Origin of the sequence: Brevundimonas sp. UBA2416 (assembly GCF_002343105.1) — a bacterium.
Taxonomy (GTDB): domain Bacteria; phylum Pseudomonadota; class Alphaproteobacteria; order Caulobacterales; family Caulobacteraceae; genus Brevundimonas.
In genome coordinates, this window is the sequence record NZ_DDRM01000036.1 from 115520 (window position 1) to 141855 (window position 26336).

The 26336-nt window shown below is 67.8% G+C and carries 30 protein-coding genes; 15 read left to right on the top strand and 15 right to left on the bottom strand.

Features of this window, described 5'->3' with window-relative positions; genetic code table 11:
* Positions 1 to 9 precede the first annotated feature (9 nt).
* The 4 genes from B3E43_RS11240 to B3E43_RS11255 all read left to right on the top strand — a co-directional run bounded on the left by B3E43_RS11240 (position 10) and on the right by B3E43_RS11255 (position 4055).
* Positions 10 to 2493 carry a helicase-related protein gene (locus B3E43_RS11240; protein ID WP_292029477.1) on the top strand — a complete coding sequence of 828 codons (2484 nt, stop codon included), beginning with the start codon at positions 10 to 12 and terminating at the stop codon, positions 2491 to 2493.
* Positions 2490 to 2774, top strand: coding sequence for an RNA-binding S4 domain-containing protein (locus tag B3E43_RS11245; RefSeq protein ID WP_292029479.1), 285 nt, complete (start codon positions 2490 to 2492; stop codon positions 2772 to 2774). The genes B3E43_RS11240 and B3E43_RS11245 overlap by 4 nt, the downstream gene beginning before the upstream one ends.
* Before the next feature lie 70 nt (positions 2775 to 2844).
* Entirely contained in the window at positions 2845 to 3186 is a 342-nt protein-coding gene (gene fdxA, locus B3E43_RS11250; protein WP_284221922.1) for a ferredoxin FdxA, read from the top strand.
* A gap of 305 nt (positions 3187 to 3491) precedes the next feature.
* Positions 3492 to 4055 carry a CarD family transcriptional regulator gene (locus B3E43_RS11255; RefSeq protein ID WP_284221923.1) on the top strand — a complete coding sequence of 188 codons (564 nt, stop codon included), beginning with the start codon at positions 3492 to 3494 and terminating at the stop codon, positions 4053 to 4055.
* Positions 4056 to 4128: 73 nt separating this feature from the next.
* On the opposite strand, the gene B3E43_RS11260 is transcribed toward B3E43_RS11255, so the two are convergent.
* The 3 genes from B3E43_RS11260 to B3E43_RS11270 are packed head-to-tail and all read right to left on the bottom strand — an operon-like array spanning position 4129 to position 5977.
* Positions 4129 to 5250, bottom strand: a complete 1122-nt coding sequence (locus B3E43_RS11260; protein ID WP_292029485.1) for a hypothetical protein — start codon at positions 5248 to 5250, stop codon at positions 4129 to 4131.
* A complete protein-coding gene (locus B3E43_RS11265; protein WP_292029487.1) occupies positions 5247 to 5555 on the bottom strand; it encodes a PadR family transcriptional regulator in 309 nt (102 codons plus the stop codon). Before B3E43_RS11265 ends, B3E43_RS11260 begins: the two co-directional genes overlap by 4 nt.
* Before the next feature lie 59 nt (positions 5556 to 5614).
* Positions 5615 to 5977: a c-type cytochrome gene (locus tag B3E43_RS11270; protein WP_292029489.1), complete on the bottom strand. Its 363-nt coding sequence runs from the start codon at positions 5975 to 5977 to the stop codon at positions 5615 to 5617.
* Between the two features lie 151 nt (positions 5978 to 6128).
* Between B3E43_RS11270 and B3E43_RS11275 the strand changes: the two genes are divergently transcribed.
* Entirely contained in the window at positions 6129 to 6497 is a 369-nt protein-coding gene (locus B3E43_RS11275; RefSeq protein WP_292029491.1) for a hypothetical protein, read from the top strand.
* Positions 6498 to 6500: 3 nt separating this feature from the next.
* On the opposite strand, the gene B3E43_RS11280 is transcribed toward B3E43_RS11275, so the two are convergent.
* The gene (locus B3E43_RS11280; RefSeq protein ID WP_292029493.1) at positions 6501 to 6980 is read right to left on the bottom strand and encodes a DUF3617 domain-containing protein; all 480 of its coding nucleotides are present in this window, start codon (positions 6978 to 6980) and stop codon (positions 6501 to 6503) included.
* 217 nt (positions 6981 to 7197) lie between these two features.
* On the opposite strand from B3E43_RS11280, the gene rpmB reads away from it, so the two are divergent.
* The 3 genes from rpmB to B3E43_RS11295 all read left to right on the top strand — a co-directional run bounded on the left by rpmB (position 7198) and on the right by B3E43_RS11295 (position 9805).
* The gene (gene rpmB / locus B3E43_RS11285) at positions 7198 to 7497 is read left to right on the top strand and encodes a 50S ribosomal protein L28 (RefSeq protein WP_292029495.1); all 300 of its coding nucleotides are present in this window, start codon (positions 7198 to 7200) and stop codon (positions 7495 to 7497) included.
* 83 nt (positions 7498 to 7580) lie between these two features.
* Positions 7581 to 7913 (top strand): MmcQ/YjbR family DNA-binding protein, encoded by a 333-nt coding sequence (locus tag B3E43_RS11290; RefSeq protein WP_292029496.1) that lies wholly within the window; start codon positions 7581 to 7583, stop codon positions 7911 to 7913.
* Positions 7914 to 8041: 128 nt separating this feature from the next.
* Positions 8042 to 9805, top strand: a complete 1764-nt coding sequence (locus B3E43_RS11295; RefSeq protein WP_292029497.1) for a M1 family metallopeptidase — start codon at positions 8042 to 8044, stop codon at positions 9803 to 9805.
* 1 nt (position 9806) lies between these two features.
* On the opposite strand, the gene B3E43_RS11300 is transcribed toward B3E43_RS11295, so the two are convergent.
* The 4 genes from B3E43_RS11300 to B3E43_RS11315 form a co-directional block, all read right to left on the bottom strand.
* Complete coding sequence (locus B3E43_RS11300; protein WP_292029498.1) at positions 9807 to 10583, bottom strand: transglutaminase-like domain-containing protein; 777 nt, start codon at positions 10581 to 10583, stop codon at positions 9807 to 9809.
* A gap of 63 nt (positions 10584 to 10646) precedes the next feature.
* Positions 10647 to 11207, bottom strand: coding sequence for an HNH endonuclease (locus B3E43_RS11305; protein WP_292029499.1), 561 nt, complete (start codon positions 11205 to 11207; stop codon positions 10647 to 10649).
* 133 nt (positions 11208 to 11340) lie between these two features.
* The gene (locus B3E43_RS11310) at positions 11341 to 11991 is read right to left on the bottom strand and encodes a trimeric intracellular cation channel family protein (RefSeq protein ID WP_292029502.1); all 651 of its coding nucleotides are present in this window, start codon (positions 11989 to 11991) and stop codon (positions 11341 to 11343) included.
* Entirely contained in the window at positions 11988 to 12644 is a 657-nt protein-coding gene (locus B3E43_RS11315; protein WP_292029504.1) for a DNA-3-methyladenine glycosylase family protein, read from the bottom strand. The genes B3E43_RS11310 and B3E43_RS11315 overlap by 4 nt, the downstream gene beginning before the upstream one ends.
* Positions 12645 to 12688: 44 nt before the next feature.
* Here B3E43_RS11315 and B3E43_RS11320 point away from each other — a divergent pair, with 44 nt between their 5' ends.
* From B3E43_RS11320 to gluQRS, 4 genes are read left to right on the top strand one after another with little or no spacing between them, the layout of a single operon-like run.
* On the top strand, positions 12689 to 13816 hold the full coding sequence (locus B3E43_RS11320; protein ID WP_292029505.1) for a JmjC domain-containing protein: 1128 nt from the start codon (positions 12689 to 12691) through the stop codon (positions 13814 to 13816).
* 49 nt (positions 13817 to 13865) lie between these two features.
* A complete protein-coding gene (locus B3E43_RS11325; RefSeq protein WP_292029508.1) occupies positions 13866 to 14999 on the top strand; it encodes a JmjC domain-containing protein in 1134 nt (377 codons plus the stop codon).
* A 48-nt stretch (positions 15000 to 15047) separates the two neighbouring features.
* Positions 15048 to 16175: a JmjC domain-containing protein gene (locus B3E43_RS11330; RefSeq protein WP_292029510.1), complete on the top strand. Its 1128-nt coding sequence runs from the start codon at positions 15048 to 15050 to the stop codon at positions 16173 to 16175.
* A gap of 8 nt (positions 16176 to 16183) precedes the next feature.
* Complete coding sequence (gene gluQRS / locus B3E43_RS11335) at positions 16184 to 17035, top strand: tRNA glutamyl-Q(34) synthetase GluQRS (RefSeq protein ID WP_292029512.1); 852 nt, start codon at positions 16184 to 16186, stop codon at positions 17033 to 17035.
* On the opposite strand, the gene ppk2 is transcribed toward gluQRS, so the two are convergent.
* On the bottom strand, positions 17036 to 17785 hold the full coding sequence (gene ppk2, locus B3E43_RS11340; protein ID WP_292029514.1) for a polyphosphate kinase 2: 750 nt from the start codon (positions 17783 to 17785) through the stop codon (positions 17036 to 17038).
* A gap of 157 nt (positions 17786 to 17942) precedes the next feature.
* Between ppk2 and B3E43_RS11345 the strand changes: the two genes are divergently transcribed.
* The 3 genes from B3E43_RS11345 to B3E43_RS11355 all read left to right on the top strand — a co-directional run bounded on the left by B3E43_RS11345 (position 17943) and on the right by B3E43_RS11355 (position 20241).
* Entirely contained in the window at positions 17943 to 19064 is a 1122-nt protein-coding gene (locus tag B3E43_RS11345; RefSeq protein ID WP_292029515.1) for a serine hydrolase domain-containing protein, read from the top strand.
* 12 nt (positions 19065 to 19076) lie between these two features.
* On the top strand, positions 19077 to 19835 hold the full coding sequence (locus B3E43_RS11350; protein ID WP_292029517.1) for an extensin family protein: 759 nt from the start codon (positions 19077 to 19079) through the stop codon (positions 19833 to 19835).
* A gap of 202 nt (positions 19836 to 20037) precedes the next feature.
* Positions 20038 to 20241, top strand: coding sequence for a cold-shock protein (locus B3E43_RS11355; RefSeq protein ID WP_292029519.1), 204 nt, complete (start codon positions 20038 to 20040; stop codon positions 20239 to 20241).
* 17 nt (positions 20242 to 20258) lie between these two features.
* On the opposite strand, the gene B3E43_RS11360 is transcribed toward B3E43_RS11355, so the two are convergent.
* The 6 genes from B3E43_RS11360 to B3E43_RS11385 form a co-directional block, all read right to left on the bottom strand.
* The gene (locus B3E43_RS11360; RefSeq protein ID WP_292029521.1) at positions 20259 to 21155 is read right to left on the bottom strand and encodes a DMT family transporter; all 897 of its coding nucleotides are present in this window, start codon (positions 21153 to 21155) and stop codon (positions 20259 to 20261) included.
* 195 nt (positions 21156 to 21350) lie between these two features.
* Positions 21351 to 21998 (bottom strand): hypothetical protein, encoded by a 648-nt coding sequence (locus tag B3E43_RS11365; protein WP_292029523.1) that lies wholly within the window; start codon positions 21996 to 21998, stop codon positions 21351 to 21353.
* On the bottom strand, positions 21995 to 22201 hold the full coding sequence (locus B3E43_RS11370; protein ID WP_292029525.1) for a hypothetical protein: 207 nt from the start codon (positions 22199 to 22201) through the stop codon (positions 21995 to 21997). Before B3E43_RS11370 ends, B3E43_RS11365 begins: the two co-directional genes overlap by 4 nt.
* A 368-nt stretch (positions 22202 to 22569) precedes the next feature.
* Positions 22570 to 23361 (bottom strand): DpnI domain-containing protein, encoded by a 792-nt coding sequence (locus tag B3E43_RS11375; RefSeq protein WP_292029526.1) that lies wholly within the window; start codon positions 23359 to 23361, stop codon positions 22570 to 22572.
* A 42-nt stretch (positions 23362 to 23403) separates the two neighbouring features.
* Complete coding sequence (locus B3E43_RS11380) at positions 23404 to 25680, bottom strand: NACHT domain-containing protein (RefSeq protein WP_292029528.1); 2277 nt, start codon at positions 25678 to 25680, stop codon at positions 23404 to 23406.
* Between the two features lie 158 nt (positions 25681 to 25838).
* The coding region (locus B3E43_RS11385; protein ID WP_292029530.1) for a UvrB/UvrC motif-containing protein at positions 25839 to 26336 on the bottom strand (498 nt) is incomplete at its 5' end.

Here is a 26336-nt window from a genome sequence, read left to right on the forward strand (position 1 = left end):
TTCAGCATCATGAGTGATCGCGGCGCCGGACAGGCCCCCTCGCGCGTCGTCGCGGTGCTGGGCCCGACCAATACGGGCAAGACCCATCTCGCGGTCGAGCGGATGCTGGGCCACGCCTCGGGCATGATCGGCCTGCCGCTGCGCCTGCTGGCGCGCGAGATCTACGACCGGATCGTCAAGCGGCGCGGGGCCGCCGCCGTGGCGCTGGTCACCGGCGAGGAGAAGATCGTCCCGCCGCGGGCCGTCTATTTCGTCTGCACCGTCGAGGCGATGCCGCTGGAGCGACAGGTCGAGTTCCTGGCCGTGGACGAGATCCAGCTGGTGGCCGACCCCGAGCGCGGCCACGTCTTCACCCAGCGGCTGCTGCACGCCCGCGGCCGGTTCGAGACCATGTTCCTCGGGGCAGGGACGATGGCTCCGCTGATCCGGTCGCTGATCGCCGATGTGGAGATCGTCTCACGCGAGCGGCTGTCGACGCTGTCCTATGCGGGGTCGAAGAAGCTGACCCGCCTGCCCGCCCGCAGCGCCATCGTCGCCTTCAGTACGGACCAGGTCTACGCCATCGCCGAACTGATCCGGCGTCAGCGCGGCGGAGCGGCGGTCGTCATGGGCTCGCTCAGCCCGCGCACCCGCAATGCCCAGGTAGAGCTGTTCCAGTCCGGGGAGGTGGACTTTCTGGTCGCCACCGACGCCATCGGCATGGGGCTGAACCTGGAGGTCGACCATGTCGCCTTCGCCGGCCTGCGCAAGTTCGACGGGCGGCGGACACGCTGGCTGCATGCGCATGAGATCGGCCAGATCGCCGGGCGCGCCGGGCGGCATCTGAGGGACGGCACCTTCGGCGTGACGGGCGAGGCGACGGAGCTGGATCAGGATCTGGTCGAACAGGTGGTCGAGCACCGGTTCGATCCGGTCGAGGGGGCCGAGTGGCGCAACGCCCGGCTGGATTTCGACACATTGAACGACCTGTTGCGGTCGCTGACGGTGACGCCGGGGGTCCGGGGGTTGAACCTGACCCAGCCGGCGCTGGATGAGACCCTGCTCCGGCGGCTGATCAAGGACGAGGAGGTGGCGCGGGTCGGCCGTTCCCGCGGGGCCATCATGCGGCTGTGGGAGGCCTGCCAGCTGCCGGACTTCCAGAAGACCACGCTGGATGAGCATGGGCGGCTGTCGAAGGAGATTTTCCAGGCGCTGACGGGGAAGCGCGGGCGGCTGACCGCCGACTGGATCGCCCCACGCTTCGCCGAGCTGGACCGCGACGACGGCCAGATCGACCAGCTGTCGGCGCGGCTGAGCGGGGTGCGGACCCTGAGCTATATCGCCAACCGGCCCGACTGGCTGGATCAGGCGCAGGGCTGGCGCGACCAGACCAAGGCGCTGGAAGAGCGGCTCAGCGATGTGCTCCACGAACGGCTGACGGCGCGCTTCGTGGACCGGCGCACCACCGCCCTGATGCGGGCGCTGAACGTGACCGAGGACGCGGTGGCGGAGGTCAAGGCCGGCGGCGCGGTCATCGTCGAGGGCCATGCGGTCGGACGGCTGACCGGGGTGGAGTTCCAGATCGACAAGGGGTCCTCGGCGCTTGAGGACCGGGCGCTGCGCCACGCGGCGCGGCAGGCGGTGACGCCCGAGATCGCGCGGCGGCTGGGCCGGCTGGCGGCGGATGAGGACGCGGCCTTCGCCGTGACCCCCGACGGCGCGGTGCTGTGGCGCGGCGCGGCGGCGGGGCAGGTGATCGGCGGCGACTGGTTCGCGCCGCGGGTGCGGCTGCTGGGGGAACTGGGACCGCCGGCGGCGCGTGAGCGGGCGCAGCGCCGGCTGGAGGCCTGGCTGGCCGCTGAAGCCGGCCGGGCGCTGAAGCCGCTGGCGCGGCTGAAGGGGGCGGTCGAGAGCGGCGCCCTCAAGGGCCTGCCGCGCGGCATCGCCTTCCGCCTGATCGAGGCCGGCGGGGTCATCGACCGGCGCGCGGTCGAGCGCGATCTGGCGGCCCTGAGCCAGGTCGAGCGGCGTACGCTGAGGACCTTCGCCGTGCGGATGGGGTCGCATTCGGTCTGGCTGCCCGGCGTGCTGAAGCCGCGGGCGCGCGCGCTGGCCCAGGCCTTCGTCGCCGGCGAAGCCTTCCGTCCGGGCGCGATGGCCCTGACCGCCCTGCCCGAACCGCCGCCGTCGCCGCGCCTGCTGTCGGCGTTCGGTCTGCGCGCTGTCGGCAAGGTCGCGGCCGGGGTGGAGATGCTGGAATCGCTCGCCGAGCGACAGGCGGCCGGCAAGGGCGTGCTGACCGAGGCGGATCTGCAGGCGCTGGGCGTCTCGCTCGGTGAAGCGAAGGCGCTTGCCGCGACGCTGAAGGCCTCCCGCGCGCAGAAGCCCGACCGCGATGACCGGCCCAGGGCGGTGAAGGACTCGCCGTTCGCCGCGCTTTCAGCCCTGACCGCGTCGCCCGCGCCGGCGCGCGCGAAACGCAAACGCCCCCGCCGGCCCCGCGCGCCCGGATGAGCGGAGCCGGCTGCCGCATCGATGTCTGGCTGTGGCGGGCGCGGTTCGCGAAGACCCGGTCGCTGGCCGCCACCATGGTCGAGCGCGGCGCGGTGCGGCTGACCCATAACGGCGTCCAGACCCGGCTCGACAAGGCCTCACGCACTGTCCACGTCGGCGATGCGCTGGTCTTCGCGATCGGCGGCCGGTTGGTGGAGCTGACCATCGAGGCGTTCGGCGAGCGGCGCGGTCCGGCGGAAGAGGCGCGCGGCCTTTACAGTCTGAGGCAACCCCTCGGTTGACAGCGACCCGTCGCGGGGTCATGTGCGCTGCCCATTCCTCCCGCCAGCCGATAGCGCACCAGACCGCCTCATGACCTACATCGTCACCGACGCCTGCGTGAAATGTAAGTTCATGGACTGCGTCGAGGTGTGTCCGGTGGACTGCTTCTATGAGGGCGAGAATTTCCTCGTCATCGCTCCGGACGAATGCATCGACTGCGGCGTCTGCGAGCCGGAATGCCCGGTCGACGCCATCAAGCCCGACACTGAGGACGAGCCGGACGGCAAATGGCTGATGGTCAACGCCGACTACGCCAAGGTCTGGCCGAACATCACGGTCAAGGGCACGCCGCCCGCCGACGCCGAGAAGTTCGAGCGCGAGACCGGCAAGTTCGAGAAATATTTCTCGGAAAAGCCCGGCAAGGGTTCCTGAGCCGACTCGCGGCCGGCCGGTGGGGATTTACTGCCTCACACCCACTGACGCTGTGGACGTTTTGAAATTCCGCAATTTTGTGATAGGTTCCTGTCATTGGGTCGGGCGGTAAGCGATTTTCTCGCGCCGCCCGCGTTTGCGACAGAACTCCGTCCACGAAGACGGGGTCGGCCAGAGGTTCGGTGATCCGTTTCCACAGTTGAAGCCTGAGTTTGCCGCGCCGCTGACGGGATACCGTCTTCGGAGAGCGCACAGGTGTCTTCGGTGTTTGCGTCTCGCCTTCCCTGCGCCGGGAAAGGAATGACATGACGAACAAGACCGGACTGGAATTCAAGGTTGGCGACGCGGTCGTCTATCCGGCGCACGGCGTCGGCAAGGTCGCGGCCGTTGAGGTCCAGGAAGTCGCCGGCATGTCGCTGGAAGTTTACGTGGTCACCTTCGACCACGAGAAGATGACCCTGCGCGTACCCACCAAGAAGGCCAAGACGGCCGGCCTGCGTTCGCTGGCCGCCGACGACGTGGTGACCAAGGCGCTGACGACCCTGAAGGGCCGCGCCCGCATCAAGCGCACCATGTGGTCGCGTCGCGCCCAGGAATATGAAGCCAAGATCAACTCGGGCGACCTGATCTCGATCGCCGAGGTGGTCCGCGACCTGCACCGCGCCGACAGCCAGCCGGAACAGTCCTATTCGGAGCGTCAGCTCTATGAATCGGCCCTAGACCGCATGGCCCGCGAAGTCGCCGCCGCCAACCGCATCGACAAGGACGCCGCCGTCCAGCTGCTGTCCAAGTCGCTGAGCGCCAAGAAGGCCGTCATCGCCGCCGCCGAAGCCGCTGAAGAAGCGGCCGAGGAAGCCGAAGCCGCCTGATACCGGCACGCTTCACGAACCGAAACGAAAGGCCCGGGATCGCTCCCGGGCCTTTTGCCTTGTCAGGCCCGTCTCAGGGCTGTCCCGCATAGAGCAAGGGTCCGTCGCCGTCCGGCCCCGACGTCGCCTCGACCGGCGAGCGCCCCACCTCCGGAGCGCGGCGGGGACACACGACCAGACCGAGCATATAGCCGACGATGGCGCTGCCGCCGTATCCGACGAGCGGGGTCGGATAGTTGCCCAGGGCCGCCGCCGCGATAATCGCCGCCCAGACGGCGCCGAAAACGAGACAGGCAGCTTGATCGGTCCCGCTTAGCCGCCGGGCGGCCAGGGCCGGCAGCACCAGCAGCACGGCGCCCATTACGACAGCGGCTCCCGCCAGCGGGTGAACGGCGAAGGCTGAATAGAGGATCTGGTCCACGAACGGCATGGCCGGCGACGGGTCCGCCTGCGCCATGGCCGCCGCAAAACCGAGAACGGCGGCTGCCGCCGCCCCGATCGTTCGCCGGTCCGGACGGGTGAAGGCGATGACGGTCATGCCGACCGCGAGCGCGGCGGCCATCCCCCGATCAGGCTGAAGGGCCAGCGCCAGGGCCGCCACGGCGACGCCCGCCAGCGACAAGGCGTCGCGAGACCGGGCGAACAGCACCGCCATGAGCGGTACGACCATCATGCCGGGCTGGATGACCAGCGGTCCCAGCGCCACCCAGCGGGTGACCCCGCCGGCGCTGACGCCCCACAGGCTGACCGCCAGCAGCACCAGGCCGAGCAAAAGGCTCAGCGGACCGGCGGGCAGATGCCCCCGCCGGTCCGCCAGGACCAGTATGCCCAGGGTGACGAGACCGAACGCCAGGGCGGCCAAATTGATCATCAGATAGTGCGCCGGCGCTCCCCCCGCCGACATGTAGATGAGGCCAAGGCCGGTGGCCCCGACCCCGCAGGAAACCGCGACTGAACGCGGTCCAATTCGATCCGTGAGATTCACAGGCTCCTCCCCTTGTTGCTTCAATTTCGAGAACCGGAAGCGGATGGATTCCCCGACCGCCCATGACAGGCAGCCGAGGGCGAACGGCAGCGCTTCGCCCGGTCGGGTCGCACTCCGGGCCTCGCGGATCGCGGCCTCGCCCCATGGCTGCAGCGCCGGTGGCAGCAGCCTGCGGATCAGCCGGAAGATCAGCTCAATGACCGGGCTCATGCCAGCCCACCCTGGGGCGCTTCATCGGCCCGGGTCGCGGGCAGGGGATGTTCGTCGGCCAGTCGGCAGCCTGCGGCCGTCAGCCTGTAGACGTGCCGCGGCGGGCGACCCGGGGCCTCCGCGACCTGCCAAGCAGCCGACAGATAGCCCTGGGCCTCAAGACGGATCAGCAGGGGGTAGAGGGTTCCCGATTTGATCTGCGCCTCGCGGCAAAGATCGTAGCCGTGGCGGCCTGGCGCGCCCGCCGCGACGAGGGCGGCGAGGACCCGACGAGCGGCCGGCGACAGGGTTCGGGATCGCGTCATGATGCATGAAATCTACATATGTAGATTTAAGTCAAGCCGGTCTCCCGGTCTTCTGCCATTCAGACGCCCGGACCGGTTCCGGAGACACGTTCGAGGTAGGCGATCAGATCGGCGATCTCGGTCGGCTGGAGCTCGAAAGCCGGCATGGACGGGTGGGTGGTGACCAGGCCTTCCGCAAAGGCTTCCTGAAGGTCCCGCACGGGATACAGGACGCCCATGGCGCGGAACGGCGGGGCGGCGCGCATGGGACTGTCGCCGGTGCGTTCGACCGAATGGCAGCTCGCGCATCTCTGCTGAACAAGCATGGCGCCGCGATCAGCGGAGCCCATGATCACGGGTTCGGTTCCGTTCTGCCGGACGGCCTCCCCGGCGCAGCCGCCGAGCGTCAGGGCCGCCAGAGCGGCGATCAGTCGACCTGTCATTGTCCTGTTCCTCCCGGCGAGGGTCGTCACAAGAACGACCCGCATTTGCCTGGACCGCAAATGCGTTCCGGGCGTTGTTCCATAACAAAGCGGGTCTGCGCCCGTTCCGGCAAGTGTCGGAATCGGAAGCCTGTTCAACGAGAGCGACGCGATGACCCAGTTCCACCATATCCGCCTCGAACTCGCCCGCGAGCCCGGTCACCCGGCCGGCGCGCCGACAGAGGGCTATGACATCGTCGCCCCCCTGGACGCCGACGGTCGACTGGATGGCGAGGCCCTGCGCGGTGAACCGGAGCGCGGCCATGTCCGGCGCTTTTCGCGGGACGTAACGATCAGCAAGGGTCAGCTGCGTCAGGGCCCTGGCGGCCGCTGGATTCTCGACATGGAAGAGGGCGTCGCCGACGACGCGACCGGCTTCCGCTTCGGCGAAGAGCGGTTCGTCGTCGGCGAATATGTCAGCCTGTCCCTGCCCTCCGGCGAGCAGCACACCTATGTCGTGGCGCGGGTCGTCGAGGTCTGAGCCCTAGAAATACTCGGCCCCGGCCGGGCACTGGGCGGCCAGGCGGCGCGCGTTGATCGTGGCGGGGATGTAGGGACTCCAGATGCCTGCGCCGCGGATCGAGGCGCCGCCCCGGAAGCTGAACTGTTCCGGTTGATAGGTCCCGTTCAACCGCACCCGCACCTGACGGCCGCTACGGCTGACGCAATTACCCTCGAAGCGGGCGTTGCCGTTGCCGACCACGCGCACCGGATAGGTGCACCGGTAGTGACGCGTCGACAGGCCGCCGAAGAAGCGGTTGATCTCGCTGGGGCGGACGCATTTGGTCTCGGTGTCGCGCTGCCCCAAGGCGCTGGTCGTGTATTCCCAGTAGCCGGCCAGCACGGGCGGCGGGCCCGACTGGGCCGGAGCCGCCGGTCCGGCGAAGGGCGCGCTCGCGGGCGCGGACAGCAGCAGGGCGCCGGCGAGGACGGGTAAGAGGCGGATCAGGGCGGACGGCGTCATGGCATGGACCTTCGGCGGCGGAGCTTCGCCGCATGAATAGAAGCGATATATGGCGGGAATTGAACGGCGGCTGAACGGCCCGTAACCCGCCTCAAGCCTTGACGGGGCGCGGTGACTTCCACTATACGGCCCCCTCTCGCGCGGGGACCCCATCCTCGCGCGCCTCTGTTTCATGCGTCCGCACGGTTTCGCGGCCCGCTCCGTCAAGGATAGTCAGATGTCGCGTCGCTGCGAACTCACCGGTATCGGCCCCATGGTCGGCCACAGCGTGAGCCACTCGAACGTCAAGACCAAGCGCCGCTTCCTGCCGTCGCTGAAGACGGTCAAGGTCGCCTCGGAAGCCCTGGGCCAGACCTTCAGCCTGCGTATCTCGAACGCCGCCCTGCGCACCCTCGACTTCAAGGGCGGCCTGGACCCGTTCATCGTCAAGGCCAAGGACGAGCAGCTGTCGCTGGCCGCCCAGCGCATCAAGCGTCAGGTCAAGGCCAAGCTGGCCGAGCAAGCCGCCGCCGCCTGATCGGGCGACGACAACAGGATTTGAAAGGGCCGGTGGGAACACCGGCCTTTTTGTTTGGGCGAGGTCACCCCAAAATCGCGCCCATGACCCGCGACGAGATGTTCAGTTACGCCCTGACCCAGCCGGGCGCGGAGGACTCCACCCTCCACGGCGGGCGCTGCATCCGGGTGCGGGGGCACTGGATCGTCAATGACAGCCGCGAGCCCGACAGTCTGGCCCTGGCGCTGGACCACGGGACGGTCGACTTCCTGATGGAGACGGAGCCGCAGACCTATTTCCAGACTCCGCACTTTGAAGGCTGGCCGGCGGTGCTGGTGCGGTATGAGGCCGCCGACGACGAACGGCTGCGCGAACAGATCGACAAGGCCTGGGCCCGCCGGGCGACCAAGGCGCAACGCAAGGCGCGGGGGCTATAGGTCGGCTTGTCATCCCGGCTCTCCGCTTCGCTTCGGCCGGGATGACAAGCGACCAGCGCGAACCGCTTTCAGGTTGCGCGACACGCCCTCCCCTTTAGGCTGACCCGGTTGTCGTCGGGGAGCCAGCCGTGTCCTTCAAAGCCTGTCGCGCCGCCCTGATGGGCGCTTCCATGCTGGCGCTCGGCGCCTGCGTCTCGATTTCGGTCACCACCCAGGCGGAAACGGCCCCCGCCACCGCCGAACCCGCCGTCACCGTGACCCCCGTGCGCGAATCGACCGCCTTCACCCTCGGCACCGACCAGCCGCGCACGCCCGAACAGCTGGCCATGCAGTTCGACAAGGCCGACCTGACGATCAAGGTCATGCCGGAGACGAAGACGATCGACGCCGTCGCCGTGCTGGACTTCACCGCCACCGCGCCGCTGACGGCCGTGGTGGTCGAGCTGGACACCCTGTTCACCGTTTCCTCGGTTCAGGTCGACGGGCGGGAGCTGCCCGGGGGCGGCTGGAGCAATCCCGAAGGCCGAATGACCATTCCGCTGGCCGAACCGCTGGCCGCCGGAGAGACGGTATCGGTCCGCATCGCCTATGCCGGCGCGCCGCGCGTGGCGCCCCGGGCGCCCTGGGACGGGGGCTTCGTCTGGGCCACGACAGCCGACGGATCGCCGTGGATCGCTACCGCCGTCCAGCCCGAGGGCTGCGACATCTTCTGGCCCTGTATCGACCATCCGCTGGCCGAGCCGAAGCGGGTGGACATGCACATCACCGTGCCGTCGAACCTGGCCGCGCCGGCGAACGGACGATTCATGGGGACGGTCGACCACGGCGACGGCTGGACGACCTGGAACTGGAGCGCGGCCAATCCGAACACCTATGCGATCGCCCTGAACATCGGGCCGTATGAGGAGGTGCGGGCGGACTACCAAAGCCGGTTCGGCAATGTGATCCCGATGTCCTACTGGCATCTGCGCTCGGATGACCCGGCCAAGGTCGCGGCCCTGTTCGCCCAGTTCGCGCCGATGATGGACTTCTACGAGGCCACCGTCGGCCCCTATCCCTTCGGCGACGAGAAGATGGGCGTGGTCGAGACGCCGCATCTGGGCATGGAGCACCAGACCATCAACGCCTATGGCAACGCCTATCGCCTCGACGGCAAGGGCTATGACTGGCTGCTGCACCATGAGCTGGCGCATGAGTGGTTCGGCAACCAGATGACCAACCGCAACGCCGACGACATGTGGCTGCACGAGGGGCTTGGCAGCTATATGCAGCCGCTCTACCTGCGCTGGCTGAACGGCGAACGCTATATGCAGGCCGAGTTACAGGAGCAGCGCCGCGACCTGATCAACCGCTTCCCGGTGGTCACGGGCACCGACCGGGCCGAAGACGATGTCTACAAGAGCAATGTCGGCCCGGGGCTGGACCTGTACAACAAGGGCTCGCTGATCGCGCATTCGCTGCGCATGCTGATCGGGGACGAGGCCTTCTTCCGCTCGCTGACGCGGCTGGTCTACGGCACGGCGACGCCGCGGCCCGGAAATTTCACAACCCGCTACGGCACGACCGACGAATTCCTCGCCATCACCAGTGAGGAGTCCGGCCGCGATCTGGCCTGGTTCTTCCGCGGCTATCTCTACCAGGCCGCCCTGCCCGATCTGCGCCAGACCCGGGAGAACGGGCAGCTGGCGCTGGAATGGGTCACCGGCGACGCCGGCGTCTTCCCCATGCCGGTCGAGATCGAGATCGACGGCCGGCGGCAGACCCTGGCCATGACCGGCGGTCGAGGGGCTATCCCCGTCGCAGCGGGCGCCCATGTCCTGATCGATCCCGACAACAAGGTGCTGCGCCGCGACGTTTTCCTCGAGGAATGGAAGGCGGCGGGCGGACGCTGACCTAGACGGCCTCCGCCATGACCGACTGACGCACCAGGCGGCACGTCCCCTGGGTCGTCAGGAAGGCTATGTCGGCGGCGTCGCGGCCGCAGGCGATGCGGACCAGCCCCTCGACCGGGGCCAGACCCGTCGGATCGACCAGCCACCAGCCGTTCGACAGCCAGACCTCGAAGATGGCGTGGAAGTCCGGCGGATTGAGCTGGTGCGCGAAGGCGCTGACCGCCCGCGCCGGAATGCCGGAGGCGCGGCAAAGGGTGATCCCCATATGGGTAAAGTCGCGGCAGACTCCCGCCCGATCGATGAAGGTCCGCGCCGCCGTGGTCTCGCTGTCCGAGGCGCCCGGCTCATAGTCGATCTCGGCCTTGATCCAGTCGAGGATTTTCAGCACCCGGTCGCCCCCGATCGTGCCCCCGAAGGTGCGTTCGGCGAACCGGCCGAACTGGTCCGAGGGGCAGTACCGGCTGGGCCAGAGATAGGTCAGCACCTCGGCCGGCAGTTCACCCCAGTCGTGCTGGACTGTTACCGGCGGCAGGCCCTTGAGTACGCCGTTGTCGACCACCGCCCGATAGGTCAGGGCCACCTCGCCCGACAGATGGGCGCGCAGGGTACGGGCGCCGAACTCCTCATCCTCGTTCTCGACGAGGTCGATGGCGGGGGTGGTGGTGAGGCTTTCCTCGAGAATGGTCTGGCCCGGCCAGTGGGCGACCTGAATCTTGTAGATGGCGTCGGTCGGCGGATCGAAGCGATAGACGAGTTCGGCGCTGACGCGGATTTTCATGAGGGCTCGACTGAAGCAGGACGGGCCTGTCGTCAACGGCGCGCGCTCCACGCCGTTCCGTCACTACGGCTCCAGCTCGATGTCCCAGTAGAGATAGTCGAGCCAGCTCTGGTGCAGGTAGTGCGGCGGGAAGCGACGGCCGAACTCCTGCAACTGCCAGGCGCTGGGGCGATGCGGGGCGCGACGGATGGGCATGCCGGCCTGCTGCGGCGTCCGGCCGCCCTTCCTGAGATTGCAGGGCGAACAGGCGGCGACGATGTTCTCCCAGGTGGTGCGGCCACCGCGCGAGCGGGGGATCACATGGTCGAAGGTCAGCTCGGCCGTGGCGTTGCAATACTGGCAGGCGAAGCCGTCGCGCAGGAAGACGTTGAAGCGGGTGAAGGCCGGCTGGCGGTCCTGGTCGACATAGTTCTTCAGCGCGATGACGCTGGGCAGGACCATCTCCATCGACGGGCTGCGGACCACCTTGTCATAGGTCGAGACCACGTCGACGCGGTCCTGATAGACCGCCTTGACCACTTCCTCCCACGGCCAGATCGACAGCGGATAGTAGGACAGCGGGCGAAAGTCGGCGTTCAGCACCAGCGCGGGCCAGCCGGACGGGGGACGACTCTGGACCTGCATCAGGCCCTCGCCGTTCGGGAAGGGATCATCGACGCAACCGGACTGAAGACACGTCTCCTTCCCTGACTGAGCCAAAAGCCTAGTCCTGATTCGACGGCTTGGCGATGACCGCCGGACGACGGTTGGGCGACAGTCAGCCGCGCGTCGGCGTTCCCGGGAAGGCGGGCAGGCTCCAGCCCCAGACAAGGGCGCCCGCGCGCAGGGCGAAGCCGCAGGGCGCGGCGATCAGGGCCGCGGGCCAGGCGTCGAGGCCCAGGGCCCGCGCGGCGACGAAGACGGTGGCCGCCAGCAGGGCGGCGGAGACGGTGATCTCTCGCCGCAACAGGATCGACGGTTGTCCCGCCAGCAGGTCGCGCACCACCCCGCCGAAACAGGCGGTCAGGGCGCCCATGACGATGCAGATCAGGGGCGCGACCTCGAAGGCCTCGGCCTTGGCGGCGCCCATGACGCCATAGGCGGCGAGGCCGATCGCATCGAGCCACAGCAGCGCCCGGAACCGCCAGGGCCGCGCCCCCACCATCCAGACGGCCACGGAGGCCAGCAGGCAGACGGCGATATAGCGCCAGTCCTGCACCCAGAAGACCGGCGCGCCGATCAGCAGGTCGCGCAAGGTGCCGCCGCCCACTCCGGTGATGGCGCCGAAGAAGGCGAAGGTCACCAGATCATGCCGCTGCTGCGCCGCCGCCAGGGCTCCGGTGGCGGCGAAGACGGCCACGCCGGCGAAGTCGAGCGCGCCGAGCACGGTCTCGGGATCGGTCAGGGCGGGATCGACGATGGGGCTCACGCGGGATGCTCCTCCAGCACGGCCTCGCCGCGCTTGACCGCTCCATACCATCCCCAGAGCAGATGCGCCGCCACGCTGCGATGCGGGCTCCAGATTTCGGCGCGGGCCCAGGCCTGCTTCTCCGTCGGCCGCAGGGTCGCGCCGTCCGCCCAGCGCATGGCCTCCTGCAAGGCGATGTCGCCGCCGGGAAAGACGTCCTGACGGCCCTCGCAGAACATCAGGAAGGTCTCGGCCGTCCACTTGCCGACGCCCTTGATCGCGACCAGCCGCGCGATCGCCTCCGCGTCCGACAACTGCTCAAGATGGTCGAAGTCGATCCGGCCCTCGACCTGGGCGCGGGCGATCTCTTGGCCATAGGTCGCCTTCTGGATGGACAGGCCGAAGCTGCGGAGGGTTTCGATATCCGTGGCCAGCACCCGATGCGGCGTCACCTCGCCGGCCAGGCCGGTCTCGACCCGGGCCCAGATGGCGGCGGCTGAAGCCACCGAAACCTGCTGGTCCACAATCATGTGGAACAGGCCCTCAAAGCCGCCCCGGCGCAGTCGCCAGCCGAACACGGGAGTCTGGACATGGGCACGGGCCAGCGCGGGGTCCAGAACGACGAGAGCCTCGCGCGCGGCGGCGATCTGGACGGGATTCAGCGGGAGGGGCATGCGGTCTCATCGACAGGGGCGTACGCCCGTTCTAGCTATTCGGCATGACCACTCTGGACGAACTTCTGCACCCGATCACGCGCGACCGGTTCGACGCGGACTACAACGACCGAAAACCGCTGCACATTCCGGCGGAAGAGGGAGCCGCCAAGCGGTCGCTTCTGGACTGGGCCCGCTTCAACGCCCTGCTGGACCAGAGTTCGATCTGGACCGCCCAGAGCCTGAAGATGGTCTTTAACGGCGAGCCGATCCCGCCCGAGCAGTACTGCGTCGAAGCCCGGTCGCAGTCGGGCGCGACCCTGCGCCCTTCGCCCGCCAAGGTGCAGACCCTGCTGGGCATGGGCGCCAGCGTCATCGCCGGAGACGTCCAGGAGCTGACGCCCGAGCTGCGCGCCCTGTCGCATCAGCTGGCCCGGGACTTCGCGGGGCTGGTCGGGGCCAACGTCTATTGTTCCTTCGGCGGGGTCCGGGCGTTCGACACCCATTTCGACCTGCACCACGTATTTGCCGTGCAGGTGGAGGGCGAAAAGACCTGGCGGCTGTACGAGAACCGCGCCGAGGCGCCGGTGGAATTTCCGGTCGAAGACGCAGAAACCCGCCGCTGGTTTGCGGCCACGCGCGGCAAGCTGATGACCGAGGTGCGGATGCGGCCCGGCGATGTGCTCTACCTGCCGCGGGGCTGGTACCATGACGCCCTGGCCACAGAGGGAGCCTCGCTTCATGTGACCTTCTCGGTGTCGCCCCTGTACGGGCGGGTTCTGTTTCGCCTGCTTGAATCGGCCGCGATGCAGGATCCAACGTTTCGCCAGTGGCTCGCGCCGGGAAGGGACGGCAACCGCCTCGGCGAACAATTGACGGACCTGGGCCGGCGTCTGGCCAATCTGTCCGCCCTTCCCGCTTTCCGCGACGAAGTGTTGATGGCCCAGGAGCGCCTCGTGCCAAGGGGCGAACCCTATGCTCTTCCGGCCCGGACGACCCTGTCCCTCTACCGGCCGACAGGCCTGACGCCTCCGCGCGTGGACGGCCCGGCGCGGGTCGCGGTCGAATGGGCGCTGGGTCAGCCACAGTTCGCGCTGGAGGATGTCATCGCCCAGTTCGACTTCGTCTCTGAGCCGGCGCTGAAAGAGGCCTTCGACGCCGCCATCCGCTCCGGAGCCTTCAAGGCCCTCTGACCACGCGACCGCATCGACAGCGGGCGGCGGGCGTCATACTTGTTCGGCCATGCACAGCCTGGACGACCTTCTGCATCCCGTCTCGCCCGAGCAGTTCCGGGCGGAGTACGTCGGCCGCAAGCCGCTGCATATTCCGGCGGCGGGCGACGAGCGGAAGGCCGCCATCCTCACATGGGCTGACTTCAATCGCCTGCTGGGTCAGGGCTCGCTCTGGAGCGCGGCCCATCTTCGGCTGATGCGGAACTATGTCGCCGTCCCCCCGGAACAGTACTGCCACCCCGTCGCCACGCCGCAGGGCGAGGTGTTGCGTCCCTGGCCCCAGAAGGTCGAGGTCTTCCTGTCCGCCGGCGCCAGTCTGATCGCCAATGACGTCCTGACGATCCACGAACCGCTGATGCAGATCGGCGAGACGCTGGGGCGGACGTTTGCGGCCAGCATCGGCGCCAACATCTACTGCTCCTTCCAGGGCGTTCAGGCCTTCGGCACTCATTTCGACAACCACGACGTTGTCGTCATCCAAACCGGAGGAACCAAGGTCTGGAACCTCTACGAGAGCCGCGCCGACAATCCGATCGAGAACTTCCCCGACGACGACGCCACCCGCCGTTGGTTCGAGCAGAGCCGCGGGGCCCTGATGCAGCAGGTGACGATGCAGGCCGGCGACGTCCTCTATCTCCCGCGTGGCTGGTATCATGACGCCCTGGCGACCGAGGGACCGTCGCTGCATGTGACGTTCGCAATCACGCCCCTGCACGGCCGCACCCTGCTCGCGCTGCTGAACATCGAGGCGATGAAGGACCCGGCCTATCGCGCCTTCGCGCCGCCGGCGACGGAAGATGGCGGCGCGGCTCTGGCGGCCCACCTCGCCGATTACGGTCAGATCCTGGCGCGTATCGCGGCTTCCCCGGCGTTCAGCGAGGAGGTCGCCAGATCCCAGACCCGGATGACCCCCCGGCCGCCATCCTTCACCCTGCCGGAACGCAAGCCCGTCACCCTGTACCGGACCACGGGCAGGTCGTTCCCCGCCTGTTCGACCACCGTACGCGAGACCTACGACTGGGCGATAGCGGAACGGCAATTCGCCCTCGAGGACATGGTCGCCCATTTCCAGTCCCTGTCGGAGGGTGATGTTCGCGAGGCCGTCGCCGCGGCCGAGGCCGCCGGGGCGGTGCAGCGCGTATAGGCCGACGACGCATCGACAGGGTGCGGAGGTCGCCTTAAACCTCAGCCCATGCGCACGCTCGAAGAGATCCTGCATCCCGTCACCCCCGCGCAGTTCCGCGCGGAATACGAGGGCCGCCAGCCGCTGCATGTTCCGGCCGCGGAAGGGTCGAACAAGCGTGCGCTGCTGCCCTGGGACGCCTTCAACGGACTGCTGAACCAGAGCAACGTCTGGACCTCGGAACGCCTCCAGCTGATGCACCAGGATGCGGCAGTCCCGCCCGAGCAATACTGCAAGCTGAAGCGAACCCCGGAGGGCCACGTCTGGCGGCCGGCGCCGGCCAAGGTCGAGGTCTTCCTGTCCGCCGGAACCAGCATTCTCGCGAATGACGTCCTGACCCTTCATTCCCCCATCACCCGCGCGGGCGTGGCTCTGGGAGAGGCGCTGGCGGCCGAGGTCGGGGCCAGCGTCTTCTGCTCGTTCAAGGGCGGCCGGGCGGTCGCGACCCACTATGACGTCCATGAGGTCTTCGCCGTCCAGACCGAAGGGGAGAAGGTCTGGAACCTGTACGAAGGGCGCGTGATCGACCCGGTCGGCTATCCGCCCGGCATGACCCAGACCGACTTCAACAAGGACTGCGGCCGGCTGGTCTCGACCATCACCATGAGGCCTGGCGACGTGCTGTACATGCCGCGCGGCTTCTACCACGACACGGTGACTCCGGATCAGCCCTCGCTGCATGTCTCCTTCACGGTCATGCCCCTGACCGGCCGGAGCATCCTGTCGCTGCTCGACGGCCCGGCCTTGCAGGACGCCGCGTTCCGCGCCTGGCTGCCCTCCGCTGACGCCGGGGGCGGGAGCCTGCTCCAGGCGCGGCTGACGGAACTGGCCACACGGCTGGCGGGGATCGTCGCCTCGCCCGCCTTCCGTGACGAGGTCGCCCTGCTCCAGCGCCGTCTCATTCCCCGTGCGCCTGACTTCAGCCTGCCGATCCGCAAGCCCGCCACCCTGTATCGCGTGTCCGGCCGGGCCTTCCCCGATATGGGGCCGATGGCGCGTCGGGTCTTCGACTGGATGATCGAAGAGCGGCAGTTCGCGGTGGAGGATCTTGTCGCGGACATGGACTCCCTCTCGGAGGCCGATATCCGCAACGCCCTGGCCGGGGCCGAACAGGCCGGCGCCGTCCAGCGCGTGTGAGCGCCGCCATGGCGTTCGTGACCCGCTTCGCCCCGTCGCCCACCGGCCGGCTTCATCGCGGCCACGCCTTCTCCGCCCTGACCGCCTGGCGCGCCGCGCGTGAGGTCGGCGGCCGTTTTCTGCTGCGCATCGAGGACATTGATCCGACGCGCTGCAAGCCGGAGTTCGAGGACGCGATTCTGGAAGACCTGACCTGGCTGGGGCTGGACTGGGACGGTCCGGTCCGTCGGCAGTCCGAACACCTGGCGGACTATGCCGCGGTGATCGACGACCTGAACGGACGGGGACTGCTCTATCGCTGTTTCCGCACCCGCAAGGACATCCTCGACGCCATAGGCGACGCCCCGCACGGCCCGGTGGAAGCGGCCCGACCCGGCCCACATCCAGCCGACGAGGAGGCTGCCTTGCTGGCGGAGGGACGACCGTTCGCCTGGCGGCTGTCGCTGGACCGTGCGCGGGACGCCCTCGACGAAGGCGTCTGGGAGGCATTGGCCTTCGTCGAGGAGGGCCGGGGGCCGAACGGCGAACGCGGCCTGATGAGGGCTCGGCCCGGGACGGCGGGCGATGTCGTGCTGGCCCGCAAGGACGCGGGCGCGGCTTACCATGTGGCGGTGACCCATGATGACGCACTGCAGGGGGTGACCCATGTGATCCGCGGCGAGGACCTGTTCGAGGCGACCCATGTGCAGGTTCTGATCCAGACGCTGATGGGCTGGCCGATCCCCGTCTATCGCCACCATAGGTTGCTGCTGGGGCCGGACGGGCGACGCTACGCCAAGCGCGACCGGTCCGTAACGCTGGCGGAACTCAGGGCCGGCGGTCTGAACGCCGGGACCCTGCGGGCCGAACCGGGCTTCTGATCAAGGAGCCAACCGGCCCTTCGCCTTCGAAGCCAGGAAAACCACGTCCTCGTCGGGGGCGTCAGAGGCGGCGCCGGGCCCGCCGATGGAGCGCAGGATGTGGCGGATGATGTTGAGGCGGGCGGTCTTCTTGTCGTCGGTGGCGATTACGGTCCAGGGGGCGTGGTCGTGGTTGGTCTCCTCCAGCATGCGGTCGCGGGCGGCGCTGTAGTCGTCCCAGCGGGCTTGGGCCTCAGCGTCCAGCGGCGAGACCTTGAACCGCTTCAGCGGGTCGGCGGTGCGCTCCTCCAGACGACGGGCCTGTTCGGCCTTGGTGATGTCGAGCCAGAGCTTGATCAGGATCACGCCGTCATCGGTCAGCATCCGCTCGAACAGGGGCGCATCCGTAAGGAACTGGGCGTGCTGCGCGGGGGTGCAGAAGCCCATCACCGGCTCGACCCCGGCGCGGTTGTACCAGGAGCGGTTGAACAGCACGGTCTCGCGGTCGGCCGGCAGGTGGGCGACATAGCGTTGGAAATACCACTGGGTGGTTTCCCGATCAGTCGGCTTGGGCAGAGCGACGATGCGGGTCTGGCGCGGCGAGGCGTATTCAGTGATGCGCTTGATCGCCCCGTCCTTGCCGGCAGAGTCGCGACCTTCGAAGACGATCACCGTCTTGCGGTTCTGGTCGATGGTCCAGTGCTGCGCCTCGACCAGCAGGATTTGGAGCCGTTCAAGGTCGGCGGCGTAGTTGTCTGAGTTCTTGGCCATGCATCCACGATGCGCCTCGCCCGCCGTGGGGGCAATGTTGCAACTCCATTTCACGGTGGTCGCACGCAGGCCCGGCGCCCGCCGTGAACCTTCAGCATTCTCATGTGCGAGCCACGCCCCGGTCGAGTATATGGGCGGGACAGAGATGGAGCTTCCCATGTTCGCCACGCGCCGCGCCCTGCTGGGCGGTCTTGTCGCCCTGCCCCTCGCCGGCGCCTTGCCGGCCGCGGCTAGCGCCAGCTTCGGAAACGCGGCGGCAGAGGCCGCGCTGGATGCGGCCTTCGCCGAGGCCGCGCCGCCCGCGCTGGCGGCGGGGATTGTGACGCGCGAAGGCCTCGGATGGGCCGGGGTGCGGGGCGTGCGTCGCGTCGGGAGCGAGGCGCTGGCGACGACGGATGATCGATGGCACCTGGGATCGAACACCAAAGCCATGACCGCCGCCGTCTTCGGCCGGCTGGTCCAGCAAGGGCGCGCGCGGTGGGACATGCTCGTGGCCGAGGCCTTCCCCGCCCTGACCATCGATCCGGCGTGGAGCGCCATCACGATGGATGACCTGATGCACCACCGCGCGGGCCTGCTGGACGCCTCACTGCTGGACCGCACATGGCTGATGGCGGCCCATGCCGACCAGCGGCCCTTGCCGGAGCAGAGGGCCGAGTTCGCCGCGCGGGCCCTCCGGGCGCCGCCGGCCGGGCCGGTCGGGCAGTTCGCCTATGGCAACGGCAACTACATCGCCCTAGGCGCCGCCATCGAGACGATCACCGGCCAGCCCTGGGAGACGGTCATGGCGGCTGAGCTGTACGCGCCGCTGGGCCTGACCACCGCCGGGTTCGGCGCGCCACAGGGCGACGCCCCCTGGGGGCACCGGGGCGGCGTCGGCGTCGATCCGGCCGGCTTCGCAGACAATCCGGCGGCGCTGGGCCCGGCAGGGACGGCGCATATGAGCCTGGCCGACTACGCCCGGTTCATCGCCGCCATGATGGGCGGCGCCCCGGCTTGGCTGAGCGACGAGACCCGCGCTCATCTGCTGACCCCCGCCTCGGGCACCCCGCCGGCGTATGCGGCGGGGTGGGGCGTGGGGACCGCGCCGTGGGGCGGCGTCGGCGGGCCAGGGCCGACGATCACGCACAACGGCTCCAACACCATGTGGTTCGCGACGGTCCTCGCCGCGCCCGGGCGGGGCCTCGGCTTCATCGTCCTGTCCAACGACGGGGTCGCGGGGCAGCGGGCCTGCACGACGCTGGTGCGACGGCTGGCGGAGGTCAGCGCCGCCGCGTAAGGCTGTCGGCGTATGAAGCGTGATTTCGCCGATTTCTGGAACCTGCTCTGGGAGCTGACGCTTGGCGTCTGCGCGGCGTTCGCCCTGTTGAACCTGTTCGCCCCGGCGCAGGACCTGCCGTGGAAGCCGCTGGACCTGAACCGGCCGATCGGGACGGCGACGGCGGCCAAGGTGGCCGATTTCGTCCTGCCCGCGACCGCCGCCCCCGAGGAGACCGCCGCCGTCACCGAGGCCTGTATGCAGGTGCTGCGCGAGGCCGGGGTGCAGGTGGAGCGGGCCGAGGACCGGGACGACGGCGGCTTCTGCGTCGTCCGGGGAGCGATCCGCATCACCGGCGGCGCCGTGACCCGACTGCCGGGCGACCCGGTGATGCAGTGCCCGCTGGCGGTGCGCTACGTCATCTGGGAGCGGCAGGTGCTGCAGCCGGCGGCCCAGCAGACCTTCGGCAGCCGGGTGGCCCGGTTGAACGATGTGGGGACCTACAGCTGCCGCCGCATCTATGGCCAGACGGACGTCTCGGCGCGGCCCAGCGAGCATGCGCGGGCCAATGCGCTGGATATCGGCGGGGGGACGCTGGAGGACGGGCGGCGGATCTCGGTGCTGGAGGACTGGCCGGGCGACGGGCCGCGCGGGGCCGAGGGGCGGCGGTTTCTGACCCGGATCCGCGACGGCGCCTGCCGGGTGTTCGCGACCGTGTTGAGCCCGGACTACAACGAGCCGCATGCCAATCACCTGCATCTGGACGGGGCCCCGCGCCCGCTGTGCAGCTGATTTCGAGAACATTGTTCACCGGAGAGGCGAATCGGTTTGCGGTTGACCGTCCCGGAATTGCGCGAGAGAAAGTCGGCGCAGTCCGGATTTCGCGCGGCCTCCACACCCGTGCTCGCTCCTTCACTGAATGAGCTCGTCCAGATGGGCTGACGGGCGTCCCTCGAGGGACGTCTGCCTGGAAAGCGCGTTCAGGAGACGCAACATGGCGACCGGCACGGTCAAGTGGTTCAACCCGACGAAGGGTTTCGGCTTCATCCAGCCCGATGGCGGCGGTCAGGACGTTTTCGTCCACATCACCGCGGTTCAGAAGGCGGGCCTGCAAGGCCTCGATGAAAACGCCAAGGTCGAATACGAGCTGGAATCCCAGCGCGGCAAGACCTCGGCGGTGGATCTGAAGCTGGTCTGAGACCACGGCTGACACCATCACAAGACGGGCGCGGGAGCATCAGCTTCCGCGCCTTTCTTTTTGGCCGCGCTCCACTGCGCCAGCACGATCGCGGCCAGCACCACCGCGCCGCCCAGCGCCTGAACCGGGGTCAGGGTCTCGGCGAAGAGGAGCCAGCCGAGGACGGCGGCGGCGATCGGCTGGATCAGGACGGTCACGGCGGTCAGGGCCGTGGGCAGCCGGCCCAGCGACCAGGCGACGCCGCCCTGTCCCACCACATGCACCACCCCCAGCCCCACGCAGGCCGCCCAGCCGCCCCATGAGCCGGGCAGGATCTGCTCGCCGAGCACCAGGGCCGCCATCAGCAGGCCCGGCGCGGCGATGGCGGTCGACCACAGCATCACCCGCCCGGCCGAATAGCGCCCGCGCGCCGCCTTCACGGCGATGAAATAGCCCGCGTACCAGAGGGCGGTGACGGCGGCGAAGGCGTCGCCCAGCGGGGGGTTCGAGCCCTGCCCGCCGTCGGCCCCCAAGGACATGGTCACGGCGCCGGCGATGGCGGCGGCAAGGGCGACCACGAACAGCGCCTTCGGCCGCTCGCGGAACACCCACCAGCCGACCAGGGTCACCACCACCGGCGTCAGGTTGGTCAGGGTGGTGGCGTTGGCGACCGAGGTCAGGGCGATCGAATAGTGCCAGAAGCTGAGATCGAGCACGAGCATGCCGCCGGCCAGCATCATCCAGCCGGAGGGCCGGCCGATCCCCTCGCCGCCGGGTCTGGCGGTCATGAGCAGCAGCAGGGGCAGGGCGAAGGCGAAGCGCCAGAAGCCCGCGGCGGCCGGGCCGGTGTCCGCGAGGCGCACGAGGATCGGCGCGAAGCCCAGCACGGCCGCGGCGAGGATCAGGACGATCAGGGCGGCGGCGCGGGTGGGCATGGGGCCTCCATAGCTCTCCCTCCCCCTTGTGGGGAGGGATGTCGGCGCGAAGCGACGACAGGGTGGGGTGAGTCAGGGCAGAGTTCGACCGTGCGGCGGTTCCCCACCCGTCTGTCGCTACGCGACATCCACCCTCCCCATGAGGGGAGGGAGAAGGGTCAGATGACACTCCCCCCCAAAAAACGCTCAAAGCTGTCATCCCTCCCCTTTCGCCCCCTCGTCCCCAGTCCTTTCCTCGGCCGCGCGCACGGCCTCCAGCCGGGCCAGTTCGAGCTTCAGGTCCTCGTATTCGGGCGGCAGGTCGCGGCCGGCCATCAGGTCCTGGGCCAGGGTCAGGGCGCGTTCGCGCAGGAACATCCGCATCATGGCCTGACCGGCCTCGAACCGTTCGTCGGACTCGGCCGGGTCCTCCTCGGCCCATTCGAGGACGTCGTTGAGGCGGGCGATCTCGGTCGCGGCGCGGGCGAGGCGGACGGCGTTCAGCCCCTCGCCGCTCTTCAGCGCATGGGCGGCGCCGGCCAGGGCCCGGCGGGCGAGGTCGTCGGGGCGGATGTGCAGGGGCGCGCGCCAGGCCGCCAGCACCGCCGCCTCGTCGGGCGGCCCGTCTGCGGGGGCGGCGGGGGCGGGTCCGGAGGGCGGCGCCGACCGCGCCAGCGCCTGCCGCGCGGCGAAGGCCCGTTTGGTCCAGCCCTCCTTCGCCGCATGTTTGCGCAGGGCCGTCACCGACACCCCGAACCGCGCCGCCACCGTCGGCGCCGACAGGCCCGACAGATAGGCCCCCCGGATCAGCCCCCAGGTCTCGCCCGCCACGGTGACATAGCGGGTCTTCGGCAGGGCCTTCATCGCCGCCCCCGCGCCTGATCGCGCTTCAGCGCCGCCACCGCCCGCTCGATTTCCGCCATGGCCGCGTCCTGGATCGCGTCGAGCGTCGGGGTTCCGGTCGGCATGGACGCCACCGCCCGCGCCTCGCGGGCAAGGCGTTCGACGGTCTCCATGCGCCGGATCGCGCGGTCAAGGGCGTCGGGTTTTCCGGGTGTCTTCTTCATGATCTCCGCTCCGTGTTGAGGCGGCGGAGTCTGCGGCGGGCGGTTCCTATGGCGGGCTGAAAGGGGCGAAAAGGGAGAGCGCGGGGCGCAAGGGGTTGAAAGGATTGGGGTCGGGAGGGGACGATGGGGGCGGAGTTGTGCTGACAATCGGCGGATTGTGAGCGGTGGGGAGTGCGCCCCTCCCCCCTTTCGTCATCCTCCGGCGAGCGCAGCGAGACCGGGGGACCCAGCGGCGCCGAAGGCGACCTGTTCAGGCAGGCTGTTAGCCGACCGCGCTCCCGACAGGTTCGCGCTCTCGCGCGCCGCTGGGTCCCCCGGTCTGCGCCGCGAAGGCGCGGCTTGCCGGAGGATGACGAAAGCAAAAAAGTTCAGAGGGTCCGCCGGTACCGTCCGCGTCCGTCGAACGCCAGCCAGCCGCGGTCGCGGAGCACCTGCAGCTGCTGCCTGATCTTGGGGCGGACGTTGTTGTTGCCCGGATAGAGAGCCGCCAGCCGCGCCTCCTGGGCATAGACCTCGGCCAGGGTGAACTCGGGCCGCCCCACCGCCTCGACCGCGCCCATGACGGCCAGCAGCCAGCCGCGCGCCTTCAGGCCTTCGTCGCGCAGGAAGCGGGTCGCGGTCCAGGCGGCGCGGACCTCGGCGCGGGGCGCGGGGACGCCGGCGTGGATCAGGCGGATGCGGCCCGACGCCGGGACCTGTCCGATCAGGATGTTGCAGCCCTGCCAGCCGGCGCGGCGGGCATGGGGGCCGAGCGGCTTGCGCGCCGCGATGATCTGCGGCGTGAAGAAATGGCTCGGCACGAGGATCAGGTCCGTCACCCGCGCGGCGGCGCGGTCGTAGCTCATGGCGAAGAGGCTGGGGTTGTTCGCCGCCGTCAGCCGGGCGGTCATGGTGCCGAAGGCGCCGTCCGGGATGGAGGGCCCCAGCCTGCCGCGCTTGGCCTTGAGCTCATATTCCTCGCCACAGGCACCGCAGCGGAAGTCGGCGACGGGCGAATTGTTCGGCAGCGGCGGCAGGCGGTCGGCGGGGCAATTGGGACAGAAGCCGTGCAGTGCCACCCAGGCCTCGGTGACCGATCGCGCGGTCTGGGTCGGCCCCTTGAAGACGACGGCCGGTTCAGCGAAGCCGAGCTCGCACCAGTGATTGTCGTCCTGCCCCATCCACCCACCGTAGCGGGTGGCGGGTCAGGGGGGATAGCCCCGCTAAAGGTCGCTGGCCGTCTTGATGAGCGAGTCGGTCGCCAAGAGTGGTGCAGCGAGAAGCGTGCGAACCCGGGCTGAATGGTGCCGATTTGGGAACCAGATCTCTTTACCCCGGATCCGCGTCGGAGCGCCAAGCCCCTCGCTCTGAACGATGCGAAGAACTTCTGGCACATACTTAGCGGCACGTGGATCCAAACCTCGACTGAATGCGGACAACTGCCGTCCACTGCCCTGCTGAACGAACATTTTCTTAAGGATCGTCAGCAAGACCTTCACTGGCTCAGCAAGGGACAGGCCCATTATTTCTGCATTGGTTGTCGTACCAGAAATCGCAGTTGATACATCAGAGTCAGAGAATTGCTGAGGAAGCCCACCGTCTCGACCAAGCCCCTCAATTGTACCTATTACGCAGCCTTTGAAATTTGGAAGACATTCGTCTCCAAAATCTCCATCCATAACAATAGAAGAGATAATACAATCTCTAAAAGTTATAGATCTTAGGTCAGACGAACCAACTAGCAACTCTTCCTCAACGGCTTCTTCTACTTCAATACGGCCAAATATAGTCGGATCCTCGTCTATAAGAACGGCCGAAAGAACATCCATAGCGACCTGACCGGGATGATTGCCAACCCGAAGACTTTCGAAGGCTGCTTTCAGATGGCCATCTGTGACGGCCCCACTCACTCGGTTGTCGATAAGCACGTCTTTTCCGTTTGATCCGAGCGCTGACTGAACATCGGCGAACACGGTCGTATCAAACGAAAAGGGCTCGATAACAAATCGCGTCACATCACCGGCACGCGCTGCGCTAGCAAACTGGGGATCTATGAACGAGCGCGTGCCATCCTCGGCGGAAGACGGAGCCAATCCCGGTAGCCGCAGAAGTAGCTGCTGCCCCCCTTCATCCGGAAGGCCCCCAACGATGTCACGGTAAGCCTCCTGAACTACCTCCATTGACAGACGCCCCATACCGTCCGGAGTTGCACGCGCCCTCGTTGCCAGTCGCTCGATGATTTGCCGGACGGTTTCGGGATCTAGGCGATCATCCTGCTCCGACTCCCGCGCACTAATGAGAGCTAGGAACTTGTTCCACCCGGCCCCCGCCCCTAGCCCAGCCAATGACGTGTACAGATCCCCCTGCCTCCCCAAGAACGCAAAGTAGGCAACTAGGAGCGGGCGCGAGGGCAACCACTCAGGAATCTTATCGTCGTACCCGAGCTTCTTCAGTAACCGCTGCGCTTGCTCTGGAGTAAAATCGTTCAAAGAGACCGTGCGCCATTCAGCAGTTACGCCTAACGCTGCTCGCATCTCAGATTTTGCATCGAAGAAGTTGGATCTTCCCGCAACAACGATGCTACTTTTATTTGAACTACTCTGAACAAAATTCCGGATAAGCGTCATGGCAGCACATCTATGCTGCCGCACCCTCTTGAGACTTTGCCCCCAGCCCGAGGTGGCTATTTCGTCAAAGCCATCGAGAAATAGATCTACATGACCGCCCCGCCAAGCTCGCACGAGATCGCTGGCACCACCCGAGTAACCTATCTCCCGAGAGTGGCGCTCGAGAGCCTCAACCGGGCTGGTCTGTCCTCGATGCTCTCGTAAATTGAGATAAACCGGAACTCGGTAAGATTTTAGGTTTCTGTAGTTTTCCGCGAGTCTATAAAAAACTTCACGTATAGTCATACTCTTTCCGGCGCCGTAGTCACCTACAACATTGAACCTAGAAGGAGATTTCTCGATTAGCTCCGAAACTTGCTTTGCAGTTAATCTGTCCGTTGATTCTGAAACCAATAGCTCGATAGGAATATATGCGGATCGATCTAGTTTCGGCTTGTGAGTCTCAGGATCGGTTACGCTGCCGAAAGCGTGGGACATTCTGCAGCGAATATATTCCGCCCCGTTAAAGAGCATGGATCGAAATTGCTCGAAAGACAGTAGCCTCAGCGTTCCAGGATACGCCGCAACGACGGCCTTCTGGTCAACGGTTGGCTCGTGGAGCGTAACAAGCCAACCGGCTGCGAATTTGCCGCCTGACTTGCGGAGATTCTGGACGACAGTGGCGGTCTTTAGGGCGTCTTGGGACGTTTTATCCCTCTTCGAGGACACCGTGGCTTCGATCACATTGATAGCGTCTCGTGTTTCGAACACCCCATCCCGCTCACGACCCTCGAGTACCTGAGATCCACCTAGTGCTGCCTCGCTCCAGAGAAGTCGCGCGATCTGCCTCACTTCATCTTCAAAATGAGCCTGCTCAAGCTGACCAGCTCGCATAAAAATCCCCTGCGCTGAGTTTTCGCACCACCTCCTGTAGCGCGTAGCGATCCCTGACGCCCCACCAAATCCCTCGCGAGCAATACTAGCCCCACGATCTTCATCTGCCTGATCTCAGGTCACACTTCCCCCTTCTGTCGGTTAGCCCGACCTGCCCCCTACAGCCTGCCCTTCCGGAACGCCTCCGCCTTCTCCGCCGCAGCCTCTGCCCGCCAGCGCTTCGGCGCCGCCTTGTCGACCTGCTCGCCCTCGGCGGTCAGGACCTCGTTGGCGAACTCCAGGTCCATCAGCTTCATGCGCTTGATCTCGTCGCGGAGCCGCGCCGCCTCCTCGAATTCGAGGTTGGCGGCGGCGTTGCGCATGCGGCTTTCGATGTCCTTGAGGGCGGCCTGGAAGTTGGAGCCGGTGAAGGGTCTGGACTCCTCCTTCATGCCCGGGGCGGTCAGCTTGTCGAGGGCGCGGGACTCATAGGGGCTGGCCATGATCTCGCGGATGTCGCGCTTGACCGACTCCGGGGTGATGCCGTGTTCGGCGTTGTAGGCCTCCTGCTTTTCGCGGCGGCGGTTGGTCTCGGCGATGGCGCGCTCCATCGAGCCGGTCATGCGGTCGGCGTAGAGGATGACGCGGCCGTCGACGTTGCGGGCGGCGCGGCCGAT

Bases quoted from the DNA above. Each gene is read 5' to 3' on its own strand.
- B3E43_RS11320 (WP_292029505.1), top strand. From the start codon at position 12,689: ATGACCACTCTGGACGAACTTCTGCACCCGATCACGCGCGACCGGTTC.
- B3E43_RS11350 (WP_292029517.1), top strand. From the start codon at position 19,077: ATGAAGCGTGATTTCGCCGATTTCTGGAACCTGCTCTGGGAGCTGACG.
- ppk2 (WP_292029514.1), bottom strand. From the start codon at position 17,785: ATGGCCAAGAACTCAGACAACTACGCCGCCGACCTTGAACGGCTCCAA.
- B3E43_RS11255 (WP_284221923.1), top strand. From the start codon at position 3,492: ATGACGAACAAGACCGGACTGGAATTCAAGGTTGGCGACGCGGTCGTC.
- B3E43_RS11245 (WP_292029479.1), top strand. From the start codon at position 2,490: ATGAGCGGAGCCGGCTGCCGCATCGATGTCTGGCTGTGGCGGGCGCGG.
- B3E43_RS11240 (WP_292029477.1), top strand. From the start codon at position 10: ATGAGTGATCGCGGCGCCGGACAGGCCCCCTCGCGCGTCGTCGCGGTG.
- B3E43_RS11270 (WP_292029489.1), bottom strand. From the start codon at position 5,977: ATGACAGGTCGACTGATCGCCGCTCTGGCGGCCCTGACGCTCGGCGGC.
- B3E43_RS11365 (WP_292029523.1), bottom strand. From the start codon at position 21,998: ATGAAGGCCCTGCCGAAGACCCGCTATGTCACCGTGGCGGGCGAGACC.
- gluQRS (WP_292029512.1), top strand. From the start codon at position 16,184: ATGGCGTTCGTGACCCGCTTCGCCCCGTCGCCCACCGGCCGGCTTCAT.
- B3E43_RS11265 (WP_292029487.1), bottom strand. From the start codon at position 5,555: ATGACGCGATCCCGAACCCTGTCGCCGGCCGCTCGTCGGGTCCTCGCC.
- B3E43_RS11280 (WP_292029493.1), bottom strand. From the start codon at position 6,980: ATGACGCCGTCCGCCCTGATCCGCCTCTTACCCGTCCTCGCCGGCGCC.
- B3E43_RS11275 (WP_292029491.1), top strand. From the start codon at position 6,129: ATGACCCAGTTCCACCATATCCGCCTCGAACTCGCCCGCGAGCCCGGT.
- B3E43_RS11305 (WP_292029499.1), bottom strand. From the start codon at position 11,207: ATGCAGGTCCAGAGTCGTCCCCCGTCCGGCTGGCCCGCGCTGGTGCTG.
- B3E43_RS11345 (WP_292029515.1), top strand. From the start codon at position 17,943: ATGTTCGCCACGCGCCGCGCCCTGCTGGGCGGTCTTGTCGCCCTGCCC.
- B3E43_RS11260 (WP_292029485.1), bottom strand. From the start codon at position 5,250: ATGAGCCCGGTCATTGAGCTGATCTTCCGGCTGATCCGCAGGCTGCTG.
- B3E43_RS11355 (WP_292029519.1), top strand. From the start codon at position 20,038: ATGGCGACCGGCACGGTCAAGTGGTTCAACCCGACGAAGGGTTTCGGC.
- B3E43_RS11380 (WP_292029528.1), bottom strand. From the start codon at position 25,680: ATGCGAGCTGGTCAGCTTGAGCAGGCTCATTTTGAAGATGAAGTGAGG.
- B3E43_RS11375 (WP_292029526.1), bottom strand. From the start codon at position 23,361: ATGGGGCAGGACGACAATCACTGGTGCGAGCTCGGCTTCGCTGAACCG.
- B3E43_RS11360 (WP_292029521.1), bottom strand. From the start codon at position 21,155: ATGCCCACCCGCGCCGCCGCCCTGATCGTCCTGATCCTCGCCGCGGCC.
- B3E43_RS11300 (WP_292029498.1), bottom strand. From the start codon at position 10,583: ATGAAAATCCGCGTCAGCGCCGAACTCGTCTATCGCTTCGATCCGCCG.
- B3E43_RS11325 (WP_292029508.1), top strand. From the start codon at position 13,866: ATGCACAGCCTGGACGACCTTCTGCATCCCGTCTCGCCCGAGCAGTTC.
- B3E43_RS11315 (WP_292029504.1), bottom strand. From the start codon at position 12,644: ATGCCCCTCCCGCTGAATCCCGTCCAGATCGCCGCCGCGCGCGAGGCT.
- B3E43_RS11370 (WP_292029525.1), bottom strand. From the start codon at position 22,201: ATGAAGAAGACACCCGGAAAACCCGACGCCCTTGACCGCGCGATCCGG.
- fdxA (WP_284221922.1), top strand. From the start codon at position 2,845: ATGACCTACATCGTCACCGACGCCTGCGTGAAATGTAAGTTCATGGAC.
- B3E43_RS11290 (WP_292029496.1), top strand. From the start codon at position 7,581: ATGACCCGCGACGAGATGTTCAGTTACGCCCTGACCCAGCCGGGCGCG.
- rpmB (WP_292029495.1), top strand. From the start codon at position 7,198: ATGTCGCGTCGCTGCGAACTCACCGGTATCGGCCCCATGGTCGGCCAC.
- B3E43_RS11330 (WP_292029510.1), top strand. From the start codon at position 15,048: ATGCGCACGCTCGAAGAGATCCTGCATCCCGTCACCCCCGCGCAGTTC.